The 13,609-nt window shown below is 72.1% G+C and carries 12 protein-coding genes and 1 other RNA gene; 10 read left to right on the plus strand and 3 right to left on the minus strand.

Annotation, left to right across the window (positions count from 1 at the left end; translation table 11 throughout):
* Positions 1 to 3 precede the first annotated feature (3 nt).
* Entirely contained in the window at positions 4 to 1,683 is a 1,680-nt protein-coding gene (locus tag AABN02_RS08720) for a PEP/pyruvate-binding domain-containing protein (RefSeq protein WP_338414539.1), read from the plus strand.
* On the opposite strand, the gene AABN02_RS08725 is transcribed toward AABN02_RS08720, so the two are convergent.
* Genes AABN02_RS08725 through fabI form a run of 3 tightly spaced genes read right to left on the minus strand, consistent with a single transcriptional unit; the run spans position 1,650 to position 5,113 of the window.
* Positions 1,650 to 2,861: an acetate/propionate family kinase gene (locus AABN02_RS08725; RefSeq protein ID WP_338414540.1), complete on the minus strand. Its 1,212-nt coding sequence runs from the start codon at positions 2,859 to 2,861 to the stop codon at positions 1,650 to 1,652. The two genes, AABN02_RS08720 and AABN02_RS08725, sit on opposite strands and share 34 nt — an antisense overlap.
* A gap of 35 nt (positions 2,862 to 2,896) precedes the next feature.
* The gene (locus AABN02_RS08730) at positions 2,897 to 4,318 is read right to left on the minus strand and encodes a bifunctional enoyl-CoA hydratase/phosphate acetyltransferase (RefSeq protein ID WP_338414541.1); all 1,422 of its coding nucleotides are present in this window, start codon (positions 4,316 to 4,318) and stop codon (positions 2,897 to 2,899) included.
* A gap of 6 nt (positions 4,319 to 4,324) precedes the next feature.
* Entirely contained in the window at positions 4,325 to 5,113 is a 789-nt protein-coding gene (fabI, locus tag AABN02_RS08735; RefSeq protein ID WP_338414542.1) for an enoyl-ACP reductase FabI, read from the minus strand.
* A gap of 268 nt (positions 5,114 to 5,381) precedes the next feature.
* Here fabI and AABN02_RS08740 point away from each other — a divergent pair, with 268 nt between their 5' ends.
* The 9 genes from AABN02_RS08740 (at position 5,382) to AABN02_RS08780 (ending at position 13,501) form a co-directional block, all read left to right on the plus strand.
* Complete coding sequence (locus tag AABN02_RS08740; protein ID WP_338414543.1) at positions 5,382 to 7,997, plus strand: hypothetical protein; 2,616 nt, start codon at positions 5,382 to 5,384, stop codon at positions 7,995 to 7,997.
* Positions 7,994 to 9,634, plus strand: coding sequence for a phosphate ABC transporter substrate-binding/OmpA family protein (locus AABN02_RS08745; RefSeq protein WP_338414544.1), 1,641 nt, complete (start codon positions 7,994 to 7,996; stop codon positions 9,632 to 9,634). Before AABN02_RS08740 ends, AABN02_RS08745 begins: the two co-directional genes overlap by 4 nt.
* A 169-nt stretch (positions 9,635 to 9,803) precedes the next feature.
* Entirely contained in the window at positions 9,804 to 10,556 is a 753-nt protein-coding gene (locus AABN02_RS08750) for a formylglycine-generating enzyme family protein (RefSeq protein ID WP_338414545.1), read from the plus strand.
* A gap of 77 nt (positions 10,557 to 10,633) precedes the next feature.
* Entirely contained in the window at positions 10,634 to 11,167 is a 534-nt protein-coding gene (locus tag AABN02_RS08755) for a hypothetical protein (protein ID WP_338414546.1), read from the plus strand.
* Positions 11,168 to 11,181: 14 nt separating this feature from the next.
* On the plus strand, positions 11,182 to 11,511 hold the full coding sequence (locus AABN02_RS08760; protein ID WP_338414547.1) for a hypothetical protein: 330 nt from the start codon (positions 11,182 to 11,184) through the stop codon (positions 11,509 to 11,511).
* 67 nt (positions 11,512 to 11,578) lie between these two features.
* On the plus strand, positions 11,579 to 11,872 hold the full coding sequence (locus tag AABN02_RS08765; protein WP_338414548.1) for a BrnT family toxin: 294 nt from the start codon (positions 11,579 to 11,581) through the stop codon (positions 11,870 to 11,872).
* Positions 11,856 to 12,182, plus strand: coding sequence for a BrnA antitoxin family protein (locus AABN02_RS08770; protein ID WP_338414549.1), 327 nt, complete (start codon positions 11,856 to 11,858; stop codon positions 12,180 to 12,182). The genes AABN02_RS08765 and AABN02_RS08770 overlap by 17 nt, the downstream gene beginning before the upstream one ends.
* Before the next feature lie 13 nt (positions 12,183 to 12,195).
* An RNA gene (rnpB, locus tag AABN02_RS08775) (RNase P RNA component class A) lies at positions 12,196 to 12,512 on the plus strand.
* A gap of 77 nt (positions 12,513 to 12,589) precedes the next feature.
* Positions 12,590 to 13,501, plus strand: coding sequence for a DMT family transporter (locus AABN02_RS08780; protein WP_338414550.1), 912 nt, complete (start codon positions 12,590 to 12,592; stop codon positions 13,499 to 13,501).
* Positions 13,502 to 13,609: the final 108 nt, after the last annotated feature.

A 13,609-nucleotide genomic window follows, 5' to 3' on the forward strand; every position in this document is an offset into this window, starting at 1 on the left:
GCCATGCCCACCCCCCTTGTCCCCAACCCTGTCCCCAACCCTGTTCCCACCCCTGCCTCCCCGCTGCCGCCGGAGGTCTATACCTTCGGCACCGCCGATGCCAGCCGCGCCGAAACACTCAGCCCTGCCCAGCTCGGCTTCAAGGCCTGGAACCTGCTGCGCATGGCCGAACTCGGCCTGCCGGTGCCGCCGGGGCTGGTGCTCGGCACCGCGTGGTGCCAGGCCGCGGCCGCCGCGCGCACGCCCGCGGTGTGGCGCGAGGCGCTGACCCGGCTTGAACAGGCCAGCGGGCTGCGCTTCGGCGACGCCCGCCAGCCGTTGCTGGTGTCGGTGCGCTCGGGCGCGCCGGTCTCGATGCCGGGGATGATGCAGACCCTGCTCGACATCGGCCTGTGCGAGACGACCCTGCCCGGCTTCCTGCGCCAGACCGGCCACCCGCGTCTGGTCTGGGACGCCTACCGCCGCCTGGTCGCCACCTACGGGGAAACCGTGGCCGGGCTGGACGGCGAGCTGTTCGAGACCGAGCTGCGCACGCTCGCCGGCCACCGCGACGAGCGCGACCTCGATTTCTCGGAGCTGCGCACCCTGACCCGGCGTTACCTCGCGCTCTACCGCGACCACGCCGGTCAGCCCTTTCCGCAGGACCCGCAGGTCCAGCTCGCCGGGGCGATCGAGGCCGTGTTCGCCTCCTGGCAGTCGCCGCAGGCGCAGGCCTACCGGGCCATGCACGGCATCGATGCCACGGTCGGCACGGCGGTCACCGTGCAGCAGATGGTCTTCGGCAATGCCGGGGGCGTCTCCGGGGCCGGCGTCGGCTTCACCCGCGACCCGACCAGCGGCGAGCCGGTGCCCTGGGTCGATTTCCTGCTCCACGCCCAGGGCGAGGACGTCGTCTCCGGCCGCCGCAGCGCGCACGGCCACCAGGGTCTGGCGGAGCGTGCGCCCGCGGTGTGGCAGCAGTTGCTCGCGGCGACCCGGCGGGTCGAGTCGGCGCTGGGCGACATGCAGGACTTCGAGTTCACGGTCCAGGACGGCCGGCTCTACCTGCTGCAGACCCGCACCGGCAAGCGCAGCGCCCGCGCCGCCGTGCGCATCGCGCTGGATCTGGTGGAGGAGGGCGTGCTCAGCGCGGCACAGGCCGCCGAACGGCTCGGTCCGGTCCAGGCGGCCGCCTGCGGCTGGACCCGGATCGTGGCGGCGACGCCGGGGGCGACCACCGCCGCCGCCGAGCCGCTCGCCCGCGCCGCCAGTGCCCAGGCGGGTGTCGTCAGCGGCGAGATCGCGCTCGACGAGGCCCGCGTGCGCGAGCGCCAGGCCGCGGGCGTGCCAGTGCTGCTGCTGCGCCGCGATGCCGAAACGCGCGACCTGTCTGCGCTGGAGCTGGCCGGCGGACTGCTGACCAGCCGCGGCGCCCGCACCGCGCACGCGGCGGTGGTCGCCCGCCAGCTCGGCAAGGTCTGTCTGGTCGGCTGCGAGGCGCTGCAGATCGACGAGGCCGCCCGCACGGTGCGCCTCGGCGAACGCAGCTTCCGTGAGGGTGAGGTGCTCACGCTCGACGGCAACGAGGGCGCGGTCTACGCCGGCGAGGTGCGCACCGAGACGGTCACCGACGCCAAACTGCTGGCGCGCTGGAAGCGGCTCGGTGCGGCTCAGCCCGCGGCCAGCAGCGCCCAGGCGGCCTGAGCGGCGACCCGGCCCTCGTCGGTCGGCACGACCCAGACCTCGACCGCGCTGCCCGCCGAGTGGATCGGCGCGATCTCGTCGCCGCGGGCCGCCGCGTTGGCCGCGTCGTCCAGGTCCACGCCGAGGTAATGCAGCGCCTGCGCCAGTGCCGCGCGCGTGGCGGCGTCGTGCTCGCCGATGCCGCCGGTGCAGACCAGCACGTCCACGCCGCCCAGCACCGCCGCCAGCGCACCGGCCTCGCGGGTCAGCCGGTAGGTGAACAGGTCGATCGCGGTGCGGGCCTGCGGGTTGCCGTCGTCCGCGGCGCGGCGCAGCAGGCGCATGTCGGCGGACAGGCCCGAGACGCCGAGCAGGCCGCTTTCCTTGTAGAGCAGTTGCTCGACCTGCGCCTCGGTCCAGCCCTCGCGCCACAGGTGCAGCACGACGCCCGGGTCGAGCTGCCCGCAGCGGCTGCCCATCATCAGCCCGTCCAGCGCCGAGAAGCCCATCGAGGTCGCCACGCTGCGCCCCTCGCGCGCACCACACAGGCTGGCGCCGCTGCCCAGGTGCGCCATCAGCAACCGGCCCCCGGCGCGCAGGCTGCAGCCGTGCAAGGTCTGCATCACGTAGTCGTACGACAGCCCGTGGAAGCCGTAGCGGCGCACGCCCTCGTCGTACAGCGCCTGCGGCAGCGCGAAGCGGGTTTCCAGCTCGGGCATGTCGGCGTGGAAAGCGGTGTCGAAGCAGCCGATCTGCGGCAGTGCCGGAAACGCCTTGCGCAGCGCCCGCACGCCGGCGAGGTTGTGCGGCTGGTGCAGCGGCGCGAGCGGGTTCAGGCTCGCCAGCAGCATCATGGCCGTGTCGTCGAGCCGGGTCGGCGCACGGTAGTAGCGTCCGCCATGCACGATCCGGTGCGCCACGGCGACGAGGTGCGCGTCCGGCGCCACGGCCGCGACATGCACCTGCACCGCCTGCAGCGCCACGTCGAAGCGCTGCGCCTCGTCCGCCGGCTCGGCCAGATCGACCGGGTCCGCGCCCGATGGACACAGCCGCAGCCGCCCGCCTGGTTGCAGGCCGTCGATCTGGCCCGCAGCGAAGGACGGGTGCGCGGCAATCTCGCCGGGCGTGTCGCCGCAGCGCGGGTAGAGCGCGAACTTCAGGGTCGAGGAGCCGGCGTTGATGACGAGGATGGAGTCCATGGCCGATTCTGTTCCTTTGCCGTTCAAGGTTCCGCTCAAGGATGCTGCGTGCGCCACGCCAGCGCGAGCCGCGCCGCCAGCGCCGCCGAGGCCAGCCGCGACGCTGCGCCCTCGGACCGGCTCGTCAGCGCGATCGGCACCCGCACGCCCAGCACGATGCCGCAGCTCGCCGCACCGGCCAGGTAGTCGAGCTGCTTGGCCAGCATGTTGCCCGCCTCCAGGTCCGGCACCATCAGGATGTCGGCGTCACCGGCCACCTCGGAGCGGATGCCCTTGATGCGCGCCGCTTCGGCCGAGATCGCGTTGTCGAAGGCGAGCGGGCCGTCGAGCAGGCCGCCGGCGATCTGGCCGCGGTCGGCCATCTTGCAGAGTGCGGCGGCGTCCAGCGTCGAGCCCATCTTCGTGCTCACCGTCTCGACCGCCGCCAGAATCGCCACCTTCGGCCGCGCCACGCCCAGCACCCGCGCCAGGTCGATGGCGTTGCTGATGATGTCGGCTTTCTCTTCGAGCGTCGGGGCGATGTTGATGGCCGCGTCGGTGATGAGCAGGGGCTTGGGGTAGGCGGGCACGTCGAAGCGGAAGACGTGCGAGATGCGGCGCTTGGTGCGCAGCGCGGGGGTGGCGATGACGGCGTGCATCAGCTCGTCGGTGTGCAGGCTGCCCTTGATGAGCATCTCGACCGTGCCGGCCGCGGCCAGTTCTGCGGCCCGTGCGGCGGCGGCGTGGCTGTGCTCGACCGCCTCGATGTGGACGCCGCCCAGGTCCAGCCCGAGTCCGGCCGCGACCGCCCGGATGCGCGCTTCCGGCCCGATCAGCCACGGCACGATCAGCCCGCGCCGCGCCGCCGCCATCGCGCCCCCGAGCGAGGCCTCGTCACACGGATGCACGACGCCGCAGGCGATCGGCGGCTGCCCGGCCAGCCCGGCGAGCAACTCAGTTGCCCAGCCATCCACCCACTCGGCCAGCCGCGCTGCGGGGTCGAACAGGTGCATGGTGGGCATTGCGGTGCGCGGGCGGCTGATCTTCTGCAGCGGCGCGCGCACCATCGCCTCGCCGCTGACGACCACCGCGCCGGCCTGGTTCGTGACGGTGCAGTCGAGCGTGAGGCGGTGGTGCTCGTCGTCGCGGGCGGTGACGGTGGCCTGGATGGTCAGCGTGTCACCGGCGCGCACCGGCAGGTGGAAGCGCAGCATCTGCGCCTCGTAGATCGTGCCGGGGCCGGGGAAGTGGGTGCCCAGCAGCGTCGAGATCAGTGCGCCGGCCCACATGCCGTGGGCGATGGTGCCGTGGAAGCGGGTGGCGTTGGCGTACTCGGCGTCGACGTGGGCCGGGTTGACATCGCCCGACACCAGCGCGAAGGCGAGGATGTCGTCCTGCGTCAGCGTGCGCACGATGCTGGCGCTGGCGCCGAGGGGCAGCTCGTCGTAGGTGCGGTTGGTGATCATGGTGTCGTTCATGCTGGTTCAGCGCACGGCGTGGAAGCCGGCGTCCACATAGATCGTCTGGCCCGTCATGCCGCTGGCGCCCGGGCCGACGAGGAAGGCGGTCAGCGCGCCGATCTCGTCGAGCGTGACCAGCCGCCGCAGCGGTGATTCGGCGGCGGCGGTCGCCAGCAGGCTGTCGAAATCCTCGATGCCCGAAGCGGCACGGGTCGGCACCGGCCCCGGCGAGACGGCGTGCACCCGCACCCCCTTGGCGCCGAGTTCGACCGCCAGATAGCGCACGGTCGATTCCAGCGCCGCCTTCACCGGGCCCATCAGCCCATAGTGCGGAATGGCCTCTTCGGCGCCGTGGTAGGTCATCGTCACCAGCGCGGAGCCGGTGCCCAGGTGCGGCTCGCAGAGCTTGGCGAGGGCTGCCAGCGAGTGGCAGGACACCGTCATCGCCCGGGCGAAGCCGGCGGCGCTGCTGTCCATGACCCGGCCGTGCAGCTCGGCCAGCGGCGCCCACGCGATGGAGTGGATGACGAAGTCGAGTCCGCCCAGCGTCTCGACCGCCTGGGCAACCAGATGCGCCAGTTCGCCTTCGATCTCGACGTTGCAGTCGATCAGCGGTGCGCCGAGCGTGTCGGCCAGCGGCTGGACATAGGGGCGGGCCTTCTCGTTGAGGCAGGACAGCACCAGCGCGGCGCCCTGCGCGTGGAGCGCCCGGGCACAGCCCCAGGCGATGCTGTGTTCATTGGCCACTCCGAGGACCAGACCGCGGCGGCCTGAAAGGGGAAGCAGGGATTCAGTGCGGGAAGTCATGGACATGTCGGCGTCCTCCTGAGCGAGAGCATGCACGCAGCGTTCCTGATCACCGTGACCACGCCATGACGCAGTGCAGCATTCTTGATGCAGCGCAATCTTCAGGCCGGTGTCCCACGGGCGGGTTTCAATGTGACACCCCGGTGACACGCTGGCTCACGGGGTGAGTTGTCACGAGATTGACACATGGCCGTTCCACAGTGGCGCCGGCGTCGGGCCCGGCAACGGGCGGGCGCTCCCTTCACTGTTTTCTCTCCCCGGGCGCTTCCCCTCCATGCACCACATCTTCATCGGGCTCGGTGGCACCGGCGTGCGCGTCTGGCAGGCGATGGAACGCCGCCGCCAGATCGATGCCGCCAGCGCCGCGACCCCGGGTCTGGCCCGTGCCCGCGCGCCCGCTGCCACCCCGGCCGCGCCCCTGCTGCTGATCGACACCGACGCCAGCCTGCACGACGACGAGGCGCCCGGCTGGAGTCTGGCCGGGCGCAGTCTGGCGCCGCAGCGGGCGCAGCGCCTGCTGCTGGCCTCGCCGCAGTTCGAGGCCCGCCGCGCCGACATCCTCGCGGCGCTGGCCACCACCACGCACCTGCCCGGAGACACCGGCCGCCCGTCCACCGTCCACCTGGTCGCCCATCCTGGCGAGCCGGTGGGCGCCGGGCTGCTGCTCGGTGTGCTGGACGCCTTGCGGGACCTGGTGCCCCCCGCCCACCTCCAGTTGCACCTGACGCTGTCGGAGCCGACGCCCCTGCTGGCCGCGCTGCAACAGCGCGCCGAGGCCGAGCCGCCGGGCTTCGACCGTTGCTGGCTGTCCACGCCGGTCGACGAAATTGGCGCGCGCACGACCGACGCTGCCCTGCGCCAGGAACGGCAGGCGCAGTGGCTGTTGCAGGCCTGGGCCGACGACACGCCGGTCGCCGATGGGCGGGCGGAAACCCCGCGCGGCGAGTTCGCGCTCTGGGGTCTGGCGGAGTGGCGCAGCGACCTGGTCGCGGTGCAGCGCCACCTCGGGCACGAACTGCTGTTGCGGCTGCTGGCGCAGTTGCGCTTCGACCACTGGCGGCCGAGCCTGGGCTATGTCCCGCATCCCGCCGCACTGCGTTCGGCGGCGGAAACCGTGCTGTCGGAGGATCCGCTGGCGTGGCCGGGCATGTCCGCCGACGACGCGGCCGGCCCGCAGGCGCCGACCCTCGCCGCCGCGCAACAGGAGTGGCAGCGCCTGGCCGCCCACTACCTGCAACTGGTGCAGCACTGCGCGCCGGCGCAGCGCCGGGCGGAGCTGCGCCAGCTGTTTGCGCTCGGCATTTCGGAGCGCTTTGGCGGGGCGGGGATCGCCGCGGCCTTCGAGGTGCCGGCATCCACCTTGCGCCAGCGCGCGGCGGGTGTGCGAACGCATGTCGAGACAGCGCTGTGGCAGGACTGGCGACTCGGCAGCGTGGCGCTGCGGGACGGCGTGGCGCGGGTCGCGGCCCTCGTCGCGCAGGTCGGGGCACGCCTGCACGACCTCGACCTCCGGCAGGCCCGCGACGACCAGCTCGTGGCCAGCCTGCGGCAGCAGGTGGACGCCGAAGCGGCACCGGCGCCCACGGCGGGCCGGTGGTTCGGGCTGCGGGACGAGGATCTGCGCCCGTACGCGCTGCGCCTGCAGGCCTGGGCGCAGGCGAGCACCGCACAGGCGCACACCGCGCTGCTGTGCCGGCAGTGGTCGGCGCTGCGCACGGAGGCGGCCGACCTGCACGACATGCTCGAAGCCGCCGATCTGACGCTGGCCGCGCTGGCCGGCGAGGCGGACGAGACGGCGGCGTCCGCGCTGGCTCCTCCCGCTTCAGGCGACGGGTTGTCGCTGCGCCTCGACACCCGCGAGCAGGTGCGCGCGCTGGGCAAGACCTGGGTGCTGGCGGAGGCCGCGCAGCGCGAGTCGGTGGCCTATCTGCGCGCTGATCTGTTCACGCGGCTCGGCGATGGCGCCAGCTTCCGCCTGTTCGCGCAGCACCTGGGCGAGCGGGCCGGCTGTGCCCGCCTACTGGCCGCCAGCACCCAGCGGCTGGCGCCGTCGGTGGTCGCGTCCGCCGCGCAGAGCGCCATGCTGGCGCTGGCACGGGCCTGGCAGGACGACCCGGCCGCCCGGCCCGTGGCGCTGCAGCGTCTGCGTGCGCAGGCGGTCGGCGGGGCGTGGTCGGTCGAGCCGGTCGGTACCGACAAGGCTGCCGGGGCGGCACCCATCATCGACGAAACGCTGACCTTGCCGCTCCCGCTGTTGCCTGCGCTGCCGGTGTTGCCGGACGCGGATGCGGCGGATCCCGTCGATCCGGCCGTGGCGCAGCGGGCCGCGGCCGATGCGCTGCGTGAGACGCTGCAGGCCGAGCCGGTGCCGTGGCCAATCGGCCGTCTGGACGTCCGGCTCGCGGCACCCCACAGCCCGGCCTCGAACAGCCTGGTGTGGCGCCGCCAGATTGCCCCGGTGCCGCTGGCCGCCCTGCGCGGCCTGCAGACCCCAGAACCCGCCGCCGCGGACCACGCGCCCGACCGCCGCCCCGGCCTGCTGCTGCTGGGCGAGGCACTGGGCCTCGTGCGCGAGGACCTCGGTGCCGGCGTGGTGCTGGTGCGGCTGGATGCGGACGGTTTCGAGGCCGACCGTGTGCTGCTGGGCGTGGACTGGAACACCGCGGCGACCGACATGCCTGAGCCCGTGCGCTGCTGGCTGCAGGAGGACGTGGACGCCGCGCTGCGCGCCGCCCCGGTCCGCCCGGACCGGCTGCGCGACGTGATGCAGCGCCGCGTGGCGCAGTTGCTCGCCGCCGCCGCACCCGAAGACGCCGACGGACTCCGCCAGCGCTGGACCGCGGCCGTCCAGACCGCCATGAATCTTCTTCCCACAGGACCCACCCCATGACCCAGATCCAGACACACGGTGTCTGCACCAACCTCCCCGAGTCCTGCCGGCTCGCCGCCAGTGGCCAGCCGCAGGCGCTCGACGCCAGCGGCGGCCGCTGCAGCGAGTGCGGTGCCACGCTGATGGCGCCTGCGGGCGCGCTGCGGTCCGCGTCGCCGCTGAAGTGGCTGCTGCCGCTGCTGGCGCTGCTGCTGGTCGGCGCGGCGCTGTGGTGGTGGCTGCACCGCGCCCCGGCGACCTCGGCCGCACCGGCCGTGGTGGCCAGCGCTGCGGCGGTGGTGGCTGCGGTGCCAGGCTCGGGTCCGCCCACCACCGGCGGTGATGGCGGCAGCACGGTCCGCCTGCACGGCTCCAACACGGTCGGCGCTGCGCTGGCCCCGGCCCTGGTCAAGGCCTTCCTGGCCCGCGAGGGCTACACCAGCGTCGAGCGCCAGCCCGGCGCCAACGCCGAGGAAAGTGTCCTGACCGGCCGCCGCCCCGATGGCGCCAGCCTGCGCGTCGAGCTGCAGGCCCACGGCACGGCGACTGCCTTCCAGTCGCTGGCAGCGGGCACGGCCGACATCGGCATGGCCTCGCGCGCCATCAAGGCCGACGAGCTGACGTCCACCAGCCAGCTCGGCGATCTCGCCGCCGAAGGCAGCGAGTACGTCATCGCGCTCGACGGCGTGGCGGTCATCGTCCACCCGAGCAACCCGCTGCAGCGCCTGTCGATCGCGCAGATCCGCGACCTGTTCAGCGGCCGCGTCACCGACTGGGCGGCCGTGGGCGGCCCGGCCGGCCCGGTCACCGTCTACGCCCGCGACGACAAGTCCGGCACCTGGGACACCTTCCGGGCGCTGGTGCTCGACAAGCAGCCGCTGCTGGCCTCCGCCCGCCGCCTCGAGGACAGCCGCGAACTCTCCGATGCCGTTGCCGCGGACCCGCAGGCGATTGGTTTCGTCGGGCTGCCTTATGCCCGCCAGGCCAAGACGCTGGCGGTGGCCGACGGCACGGCCAACGCGCTGCGCCCGAGCCGCTTCACGGTCGCGACCGAGGACTACGCGCTCTCGCGCCGGCTGTACTTCTACGTGGCGCGCAACGCAGCGCCGCTGGTGCGCAAGCTGGCCGACTTCGCCGTCTCCGACGAGGCCCAGAAGATCGCGCAGGCCGAGGGCTACATCGGCCAGATCCCCGAGGCCGACGAAGGGGTCGGCGCTGCGGCGGTCGACGCACTGCCGACCGAATACGTCCGGCTGACCCGCGGCGCGCGCCGGCTGGCGGTCAACCTGCGCTTCAAGCCCGGCGTGGACCAGCTCGACAACAAGGCCCTGCGCGACATGTCCCGCATCACGCGCCTGCTGGAAAGCCGCCTCGGCCCCTCGCAGCACCTGATGCTGCTGGGCTTCTCGGACGGGCAGGGCGATCCCTGTGCCAACCTGACGATCTCGGTGCAGCGCGCGCAGTCGGTGGCCCGCGACCTGGGCACCTACGGGCTCAAGGCCGCCGCGGTGCAGGGCTACGGCTCGGCCGCACCCGTGGCGACGAACGACACGCCGTCCGGCCGTGAGCGCAACCGCCGCGTCGAGGTGTGGATGAGCGAGCGGGCGGTCGAGCCGGTGGCGCCGGCCCGCTGCCAGAGCGGCACGCGGGGCGGGTAGTCGCGGGCGTCGAACGCACCCCCGCGAACAGGGGGGTGTGCGGAGGCCGTGCACCAAGGCTGGCGGGCCTCGTCAGTGGTTCAATCCCGTACCTCGCGCCGTGCTGGATCCGGGGGAGTTTTCCTCCCGGATCTGGCTGCGGTGCGACGACTCTGGGAGATTCCACAACATGACAATCAATGGTCAAGAACAAGACCATGCGTACCCGCCGCTGCCGCCAGGGCGCCCGGGCTGGGCATCCGCCTTCGGCCACGACCGCTGGGGCCACTGGGCCGACCTGACGGTCGGCGCGGTGTCGCAGCGGCTGCGCTACATCGCGGCCGGTGTGTTCCGCATGGGTTCGCCCGCGGGCGAGCCGGGCCGCAAGCAGGATGAAGTGCGCCGCGAGGTCTGCATCGAGGCGCCGTTCTGGATGGCGGACACCACCTGCAGCCAGGCCTTCTGGCAGGGACTCACCGGCCAGCAGCCGGGCTGGTTCCGTGGCGACGACCTGCCGGTGGAGCAGGTGAGCTGGGATGTGGTGAACGCCCGTTTTTTCTCCGAACTCAACCGCCGTGTGCCGGGCCTGAACGCCACGCTGCCGACCGAGGCGCAGTGGGAATATGCCTGCCGTGCCGGCACGGACACCGCGTACCACTGGGGTGACGGGCCGGTCACGCCCGACCGTGCCCACCACGAGAACGGCCTGCCGCACCAGCCGGTGCCGGTGCACTCGTTCGCGCCGAACGCCTGGGGGCTGTACCAGATGCACGGCAACGTCATGGAGTGGTGCGCCGAGGACGCCCGTGGCGAGGAGCGTGTGGTGCGTGGCGGTGCATGGAATGGCCACGCCAGCACGCTGCGCTCGGCCAGCCGTCTGGCGCGCAGCCGCTCCGCGGCGCGCAACGACCTGGGGTTCCGTCTGGTGGTGCCGGTGGTCTGAACACCAATCCTCACCGATTCGGCCGGAGATCCTCCGTAACATCCGGCATCACCACAGCACCCCCGGGAGACTCCCCCATGCCCAGCCCGATCCGCCTCGTCGTGCCGACGATCGCCCTGCTGGTGGCCGGATGGATCGGCCACGGCATCGGCGCCGCCCGACTGGAGGACACCCGCGCGAAGCTGCACGCGCTGGAGGCATCCGGCCAGACGGCCCTCGCTGCGCAGACCGTCGCCCGCCAGCAACTCGCGGATGCCCTGGAGGTCCAGCAGGCCGAACACGAAGCGCGCCTGGCCGCCCAGCGCAAGGCCTTCGACGAGCAGAAGGTCGAGATGGCCGAAGCCTTCGACGAGGTGCAGGAACGGCTGGAGTCGCTCAGCAGCCAGCGCCCGTCCAACGACGCGGAACTCAAGCGGGTGCGGCTGGAACTGGCCTCCGCCAGCATCGGCCCGGCCCGCGAGGAGCTGAACCGCCGCGAGGCCCGGCTCGTCACGCTGCAGGGCCAGCTCCAGCGGCTGCAGGCGGGGCTGAACTGCATGCAGGCGCCCGTGCCGGACGATGCCGTGACCCGGCTCAACCGCGTCAGCACCAGCCGCTCGGCGGCCCGCTGACCAGGACGATGACCATGCTGCACCGCCTCCCCCGTGTCCTCTTCTTCCCGCTGGCGGCCATGGCCCTGAGCCTGACCGGCTGCGCCTCGCATCCAGCCGCGCAGGTTCCGGCCTCGCTCAGGTGCGAGCCTCCCGCGGCGCTGCTGGCACCGTGTGCCGCGCCCGTCGCGCTCAAGCCCGGTCTGACCTACCGCGAGATGCTGGACGCCCACCTCGCCGACCGCCAGCAGCTCCAGCGCTGCGCCGCCCAGCAGGACGAATTGCGCCGGGCCTTGAACAGCTGCAATGCCCGGATCGATGCGCACAACGCCGAGCTGGTGAAGGCGGCCGCCCGCAAGCCCTGAGGCGGTGAGGCCGTGAATGACCAGTGCATGGAACTTTGTGCCTTCACAAACGTACTAACATTCCAGCATGTACAGACAGTTTGAATGGGATGCTGACAAGGCCGCCAGCAACCGGACCAAGCACCGCATCGACTTCGAAACGGCTGTGCGTGCCTTCGCCGATCCCTTCATGCTGACCGAACACGACCGCATCGAACACGGCGAGCGCCGCTGGCGCAGCCTCGGCATGGTGGACGGGCACCTGATCCTGTTCGTCGCCCACACCGTGCGAGACGAGGACGACGGCGTCGAAGTCATCCGCGTCATCTCCGCCCGCAGGGCTGATCCGAAGGAAAGGAAGCGCTATGAGCAAAACCGTTAAGTACGCGATCGACCTGGCCAACCTGCCGCCGCTGACCGACAAGCAGAAAGCCGATCTTGCCGCCTTGGCACAGATGCCCGACGAGCAGATCGACTACAGCGACATCCCGCCCACGCCAGACGAGTTCTGGAACAACGCCACCCGCGGGCGCTTCTACAAGCCGGTCAAGCAGGCGACAACCGTGCGGGTCGATGCCGACGTGCTCGCTTGGCTCAAGGGGCAGGGCAAGGGCTACCAGACCCGCATCAACGCCATCTTGCGCGAGGCCATGCTGCAGGCGCTCCAGAGGTCTGACCACGGGCCTGTGTGACAATCCGCCCCGTGGAGCCAGCCAGACCGCCGCTGGTGCAATCGCCGAAAGGCCGCACTGGAGGAAGGTCCGGACTGCATGGAGCAGCGTAGGAGGTAACGCCTCTCCGCCGTGAGGCGAGGATCAGAGCAACAGAGACGAGCCGGTTCAGTCCGGGTGAAACGGGCAATCTCTACGCGCAGCAACACCAAATAGGCCAGCATTGAGGCGGCTCGCTGAGCTGGCGGGTAGGTGGCACCGAGCCGGGTGGGTGACCCTCGGCCCAGATGAATGGCGGTCACGACAGGGCAACCTGTCGCACAGAATCCGGCCTATCGGCTGACTCCACACTTTTCAGAACACAGACCGGCCCCTGCCTGTCGCGCCCGGCGCAGGACCGCGTCACAGCGCGCGGCTACAGTGCGCGGATGACCGCCACGACCCTTGCTGCCGCGCCCACCTCTCGGCGCGACCACCTCGACTCCACCGCCGTGCTCAGCCTGCTGCTGTGCTGCTTCCTGTGGGGCCTGAACCAGGTCTCGATCAAGGCGGCGATGCCGGAGGTGCCGGCGCTGGTGCAGCTCGCGATCCGCAGCGTCGTGGCCTTCACGCTGCTGCTGGGCTGGATGCGCTGGCGCGGCATCCGCTGGTCGTTCACCGACGGGACCGGGTGGCCGGGGCTGCTGTGCGGGCTGCTGTTCGCGGTGGAGTTCGGGCTCGCCTTCGTCGGGCTGCAGTACACGACGGCCGCGCGCGGGGTCGTCTTCATCAACACCTCCCCCTTCATCGTTGCCCTCGTGCTCGCCGCCGCGCACCAGGGCGAGCGGCTGGCGCCGCTGCAGTTCGGCGGGCTGCTGGTCGCGTTCGGCTCGATCGCGCTGGCCTTCGGCGAGGGTGCGGTGGGCGGCTCGTGGAAGGGCGATCTGATGATCCTCGGCGCGGCACTCCTGTGGGGATTGACGACAGTGACGATCCGGCTGTCGACGCTGCGCAGTGCCGCCTCGGAGGTGACGCTGGCCTACCAGCTCGGCGTGGCGGCCGTGCTGTCGCCGATCGCGGCGGTTGTCAGCGGCTCGGCGTGGCCGACGCACTGGAGCGGGCTGGCGCTGGGTGCGCTGTTCTACCAAGGCGTCGTGGTGACGTTTGCCAGCTACCTGCTGTGGTTCTGGCTCCTCACGCGCTACCCGGCGACCAAGGTGCAGGCCTTCGTGTTCCTCACCCCGGTGTTCGGCACGCTGTGCGCCGGCTGGCTGCTCGGCGAGCGGATCACGCCGGCGCTGGTGCTGGCGCTGGTGGGGGTGGGCATCGGGCTGGCCATGCTGAACCGGCGCCGCGTGTGAAATTGACCCGGTCAGGGCCGAAACCGGTGTCGGCAAGTACCTGAAGTGCGGAAAATGCGCGCGACGGTTTCTTCTGCAGTTCCACCCCTGATCGCTTCCCGCGCCCTC

The sequence above is a fragment of the uncultured Sphaerotilus sp. genome (assembly GCF_963924895.1).
GTDB lineage: Bacteria > Pseudomonadota > Gammaproteobacteria > Burkholderiales > Burkholderiaceae_C > Sphaerotilus.

Excerpts from the sequence above, each read along its gene's own strand:
- AABN02_RS08720 (WP_338414539.1), top strand. The coding sequence starts at position 4 with ATGCCCACCCCCCTTGTCCCCAACCCTGTCCCCAACCCTGTTCCCACC.
- AABN02_RS08725 (WP_338414540.1), bottom strand. The coding sequence starts at position 2,861 with ATGGACTCCATCCTCGTCATCAACGCCGGCTCCTCGACCCTGAAGTTC.
- AABN02_RS08730 (WP_338414541.1), bottom strand. The coding sequence starts at position 4,318 with ATGAACGACACCATGATCACCAACCGCACCTACGACGAGCTGCCCCTC.
- fabI (WP_338414542.1), bottom strand. The coding sequence starts at position 5,113 with ATGTCCATGACTTCCCGCACTGAATCCCTGCTTCCCCTTTCAGGCCGC.
- AABN02_RS08740 (WP_338414543.1), top strand. The coding sequence starts at position 5,382 with ATGCACCACATCTTCATCGGGCTCGGTGGCACCGGCGTGCGCGTCTGG.
- AABN02_RS08745 (WP_338414544.1), top strand. The coding sequence starts at position 7,994 with ATGACCCAGATCCAGACACACGGTGTCTGCACCAACCTCCCCGAGTCC.
- AABN02_RS08750 (WP_338414545.1), top strand. The coding sequence starts at position 9,804 with ATGACAATCAATGGTCAAGAACAAGACCATGCGTACCCGCCGCTGCCG.
- AABN02_RS08755 (WP_338414546.1), top strand. The coding sequence starts at position 10,634 with ATGCCCAGCCCGATCCGCCTCGTCGTGCCGACGATCGCCCTGCTGGTG.
- AABN02_RS08760 (WP_338414547.1), top strand. The coding sequence starts at position 11,182 with ATGCTGCACCGCCTCCCCCGTGTCCTCTTCTTCCCGCTGGCGGCCATG.
- AABN02_RS08765 (WP_338414548.1), top strand. The coding sequence starts at position 11,579 with ATGTACAGACAGTTTGAATGGGATGCTGACAAGGCCGCCAGCAACCGG.
- AABN02_RS08770 (WP_338414549.1), top strand. The coding sequence starts at position 11,856 with ATGAGCAAAACCGTTAAGTACGCGATCGACCTGGCCAACCTGCCGCCG.
- AABN02_RS08780 (WP_338414550.1), top strand. The coding sequence starts at position 12,590 with ATGACCGCCACGACCCTTGCTGCCGCGCCCACCTCTCGGCGCGACCAC.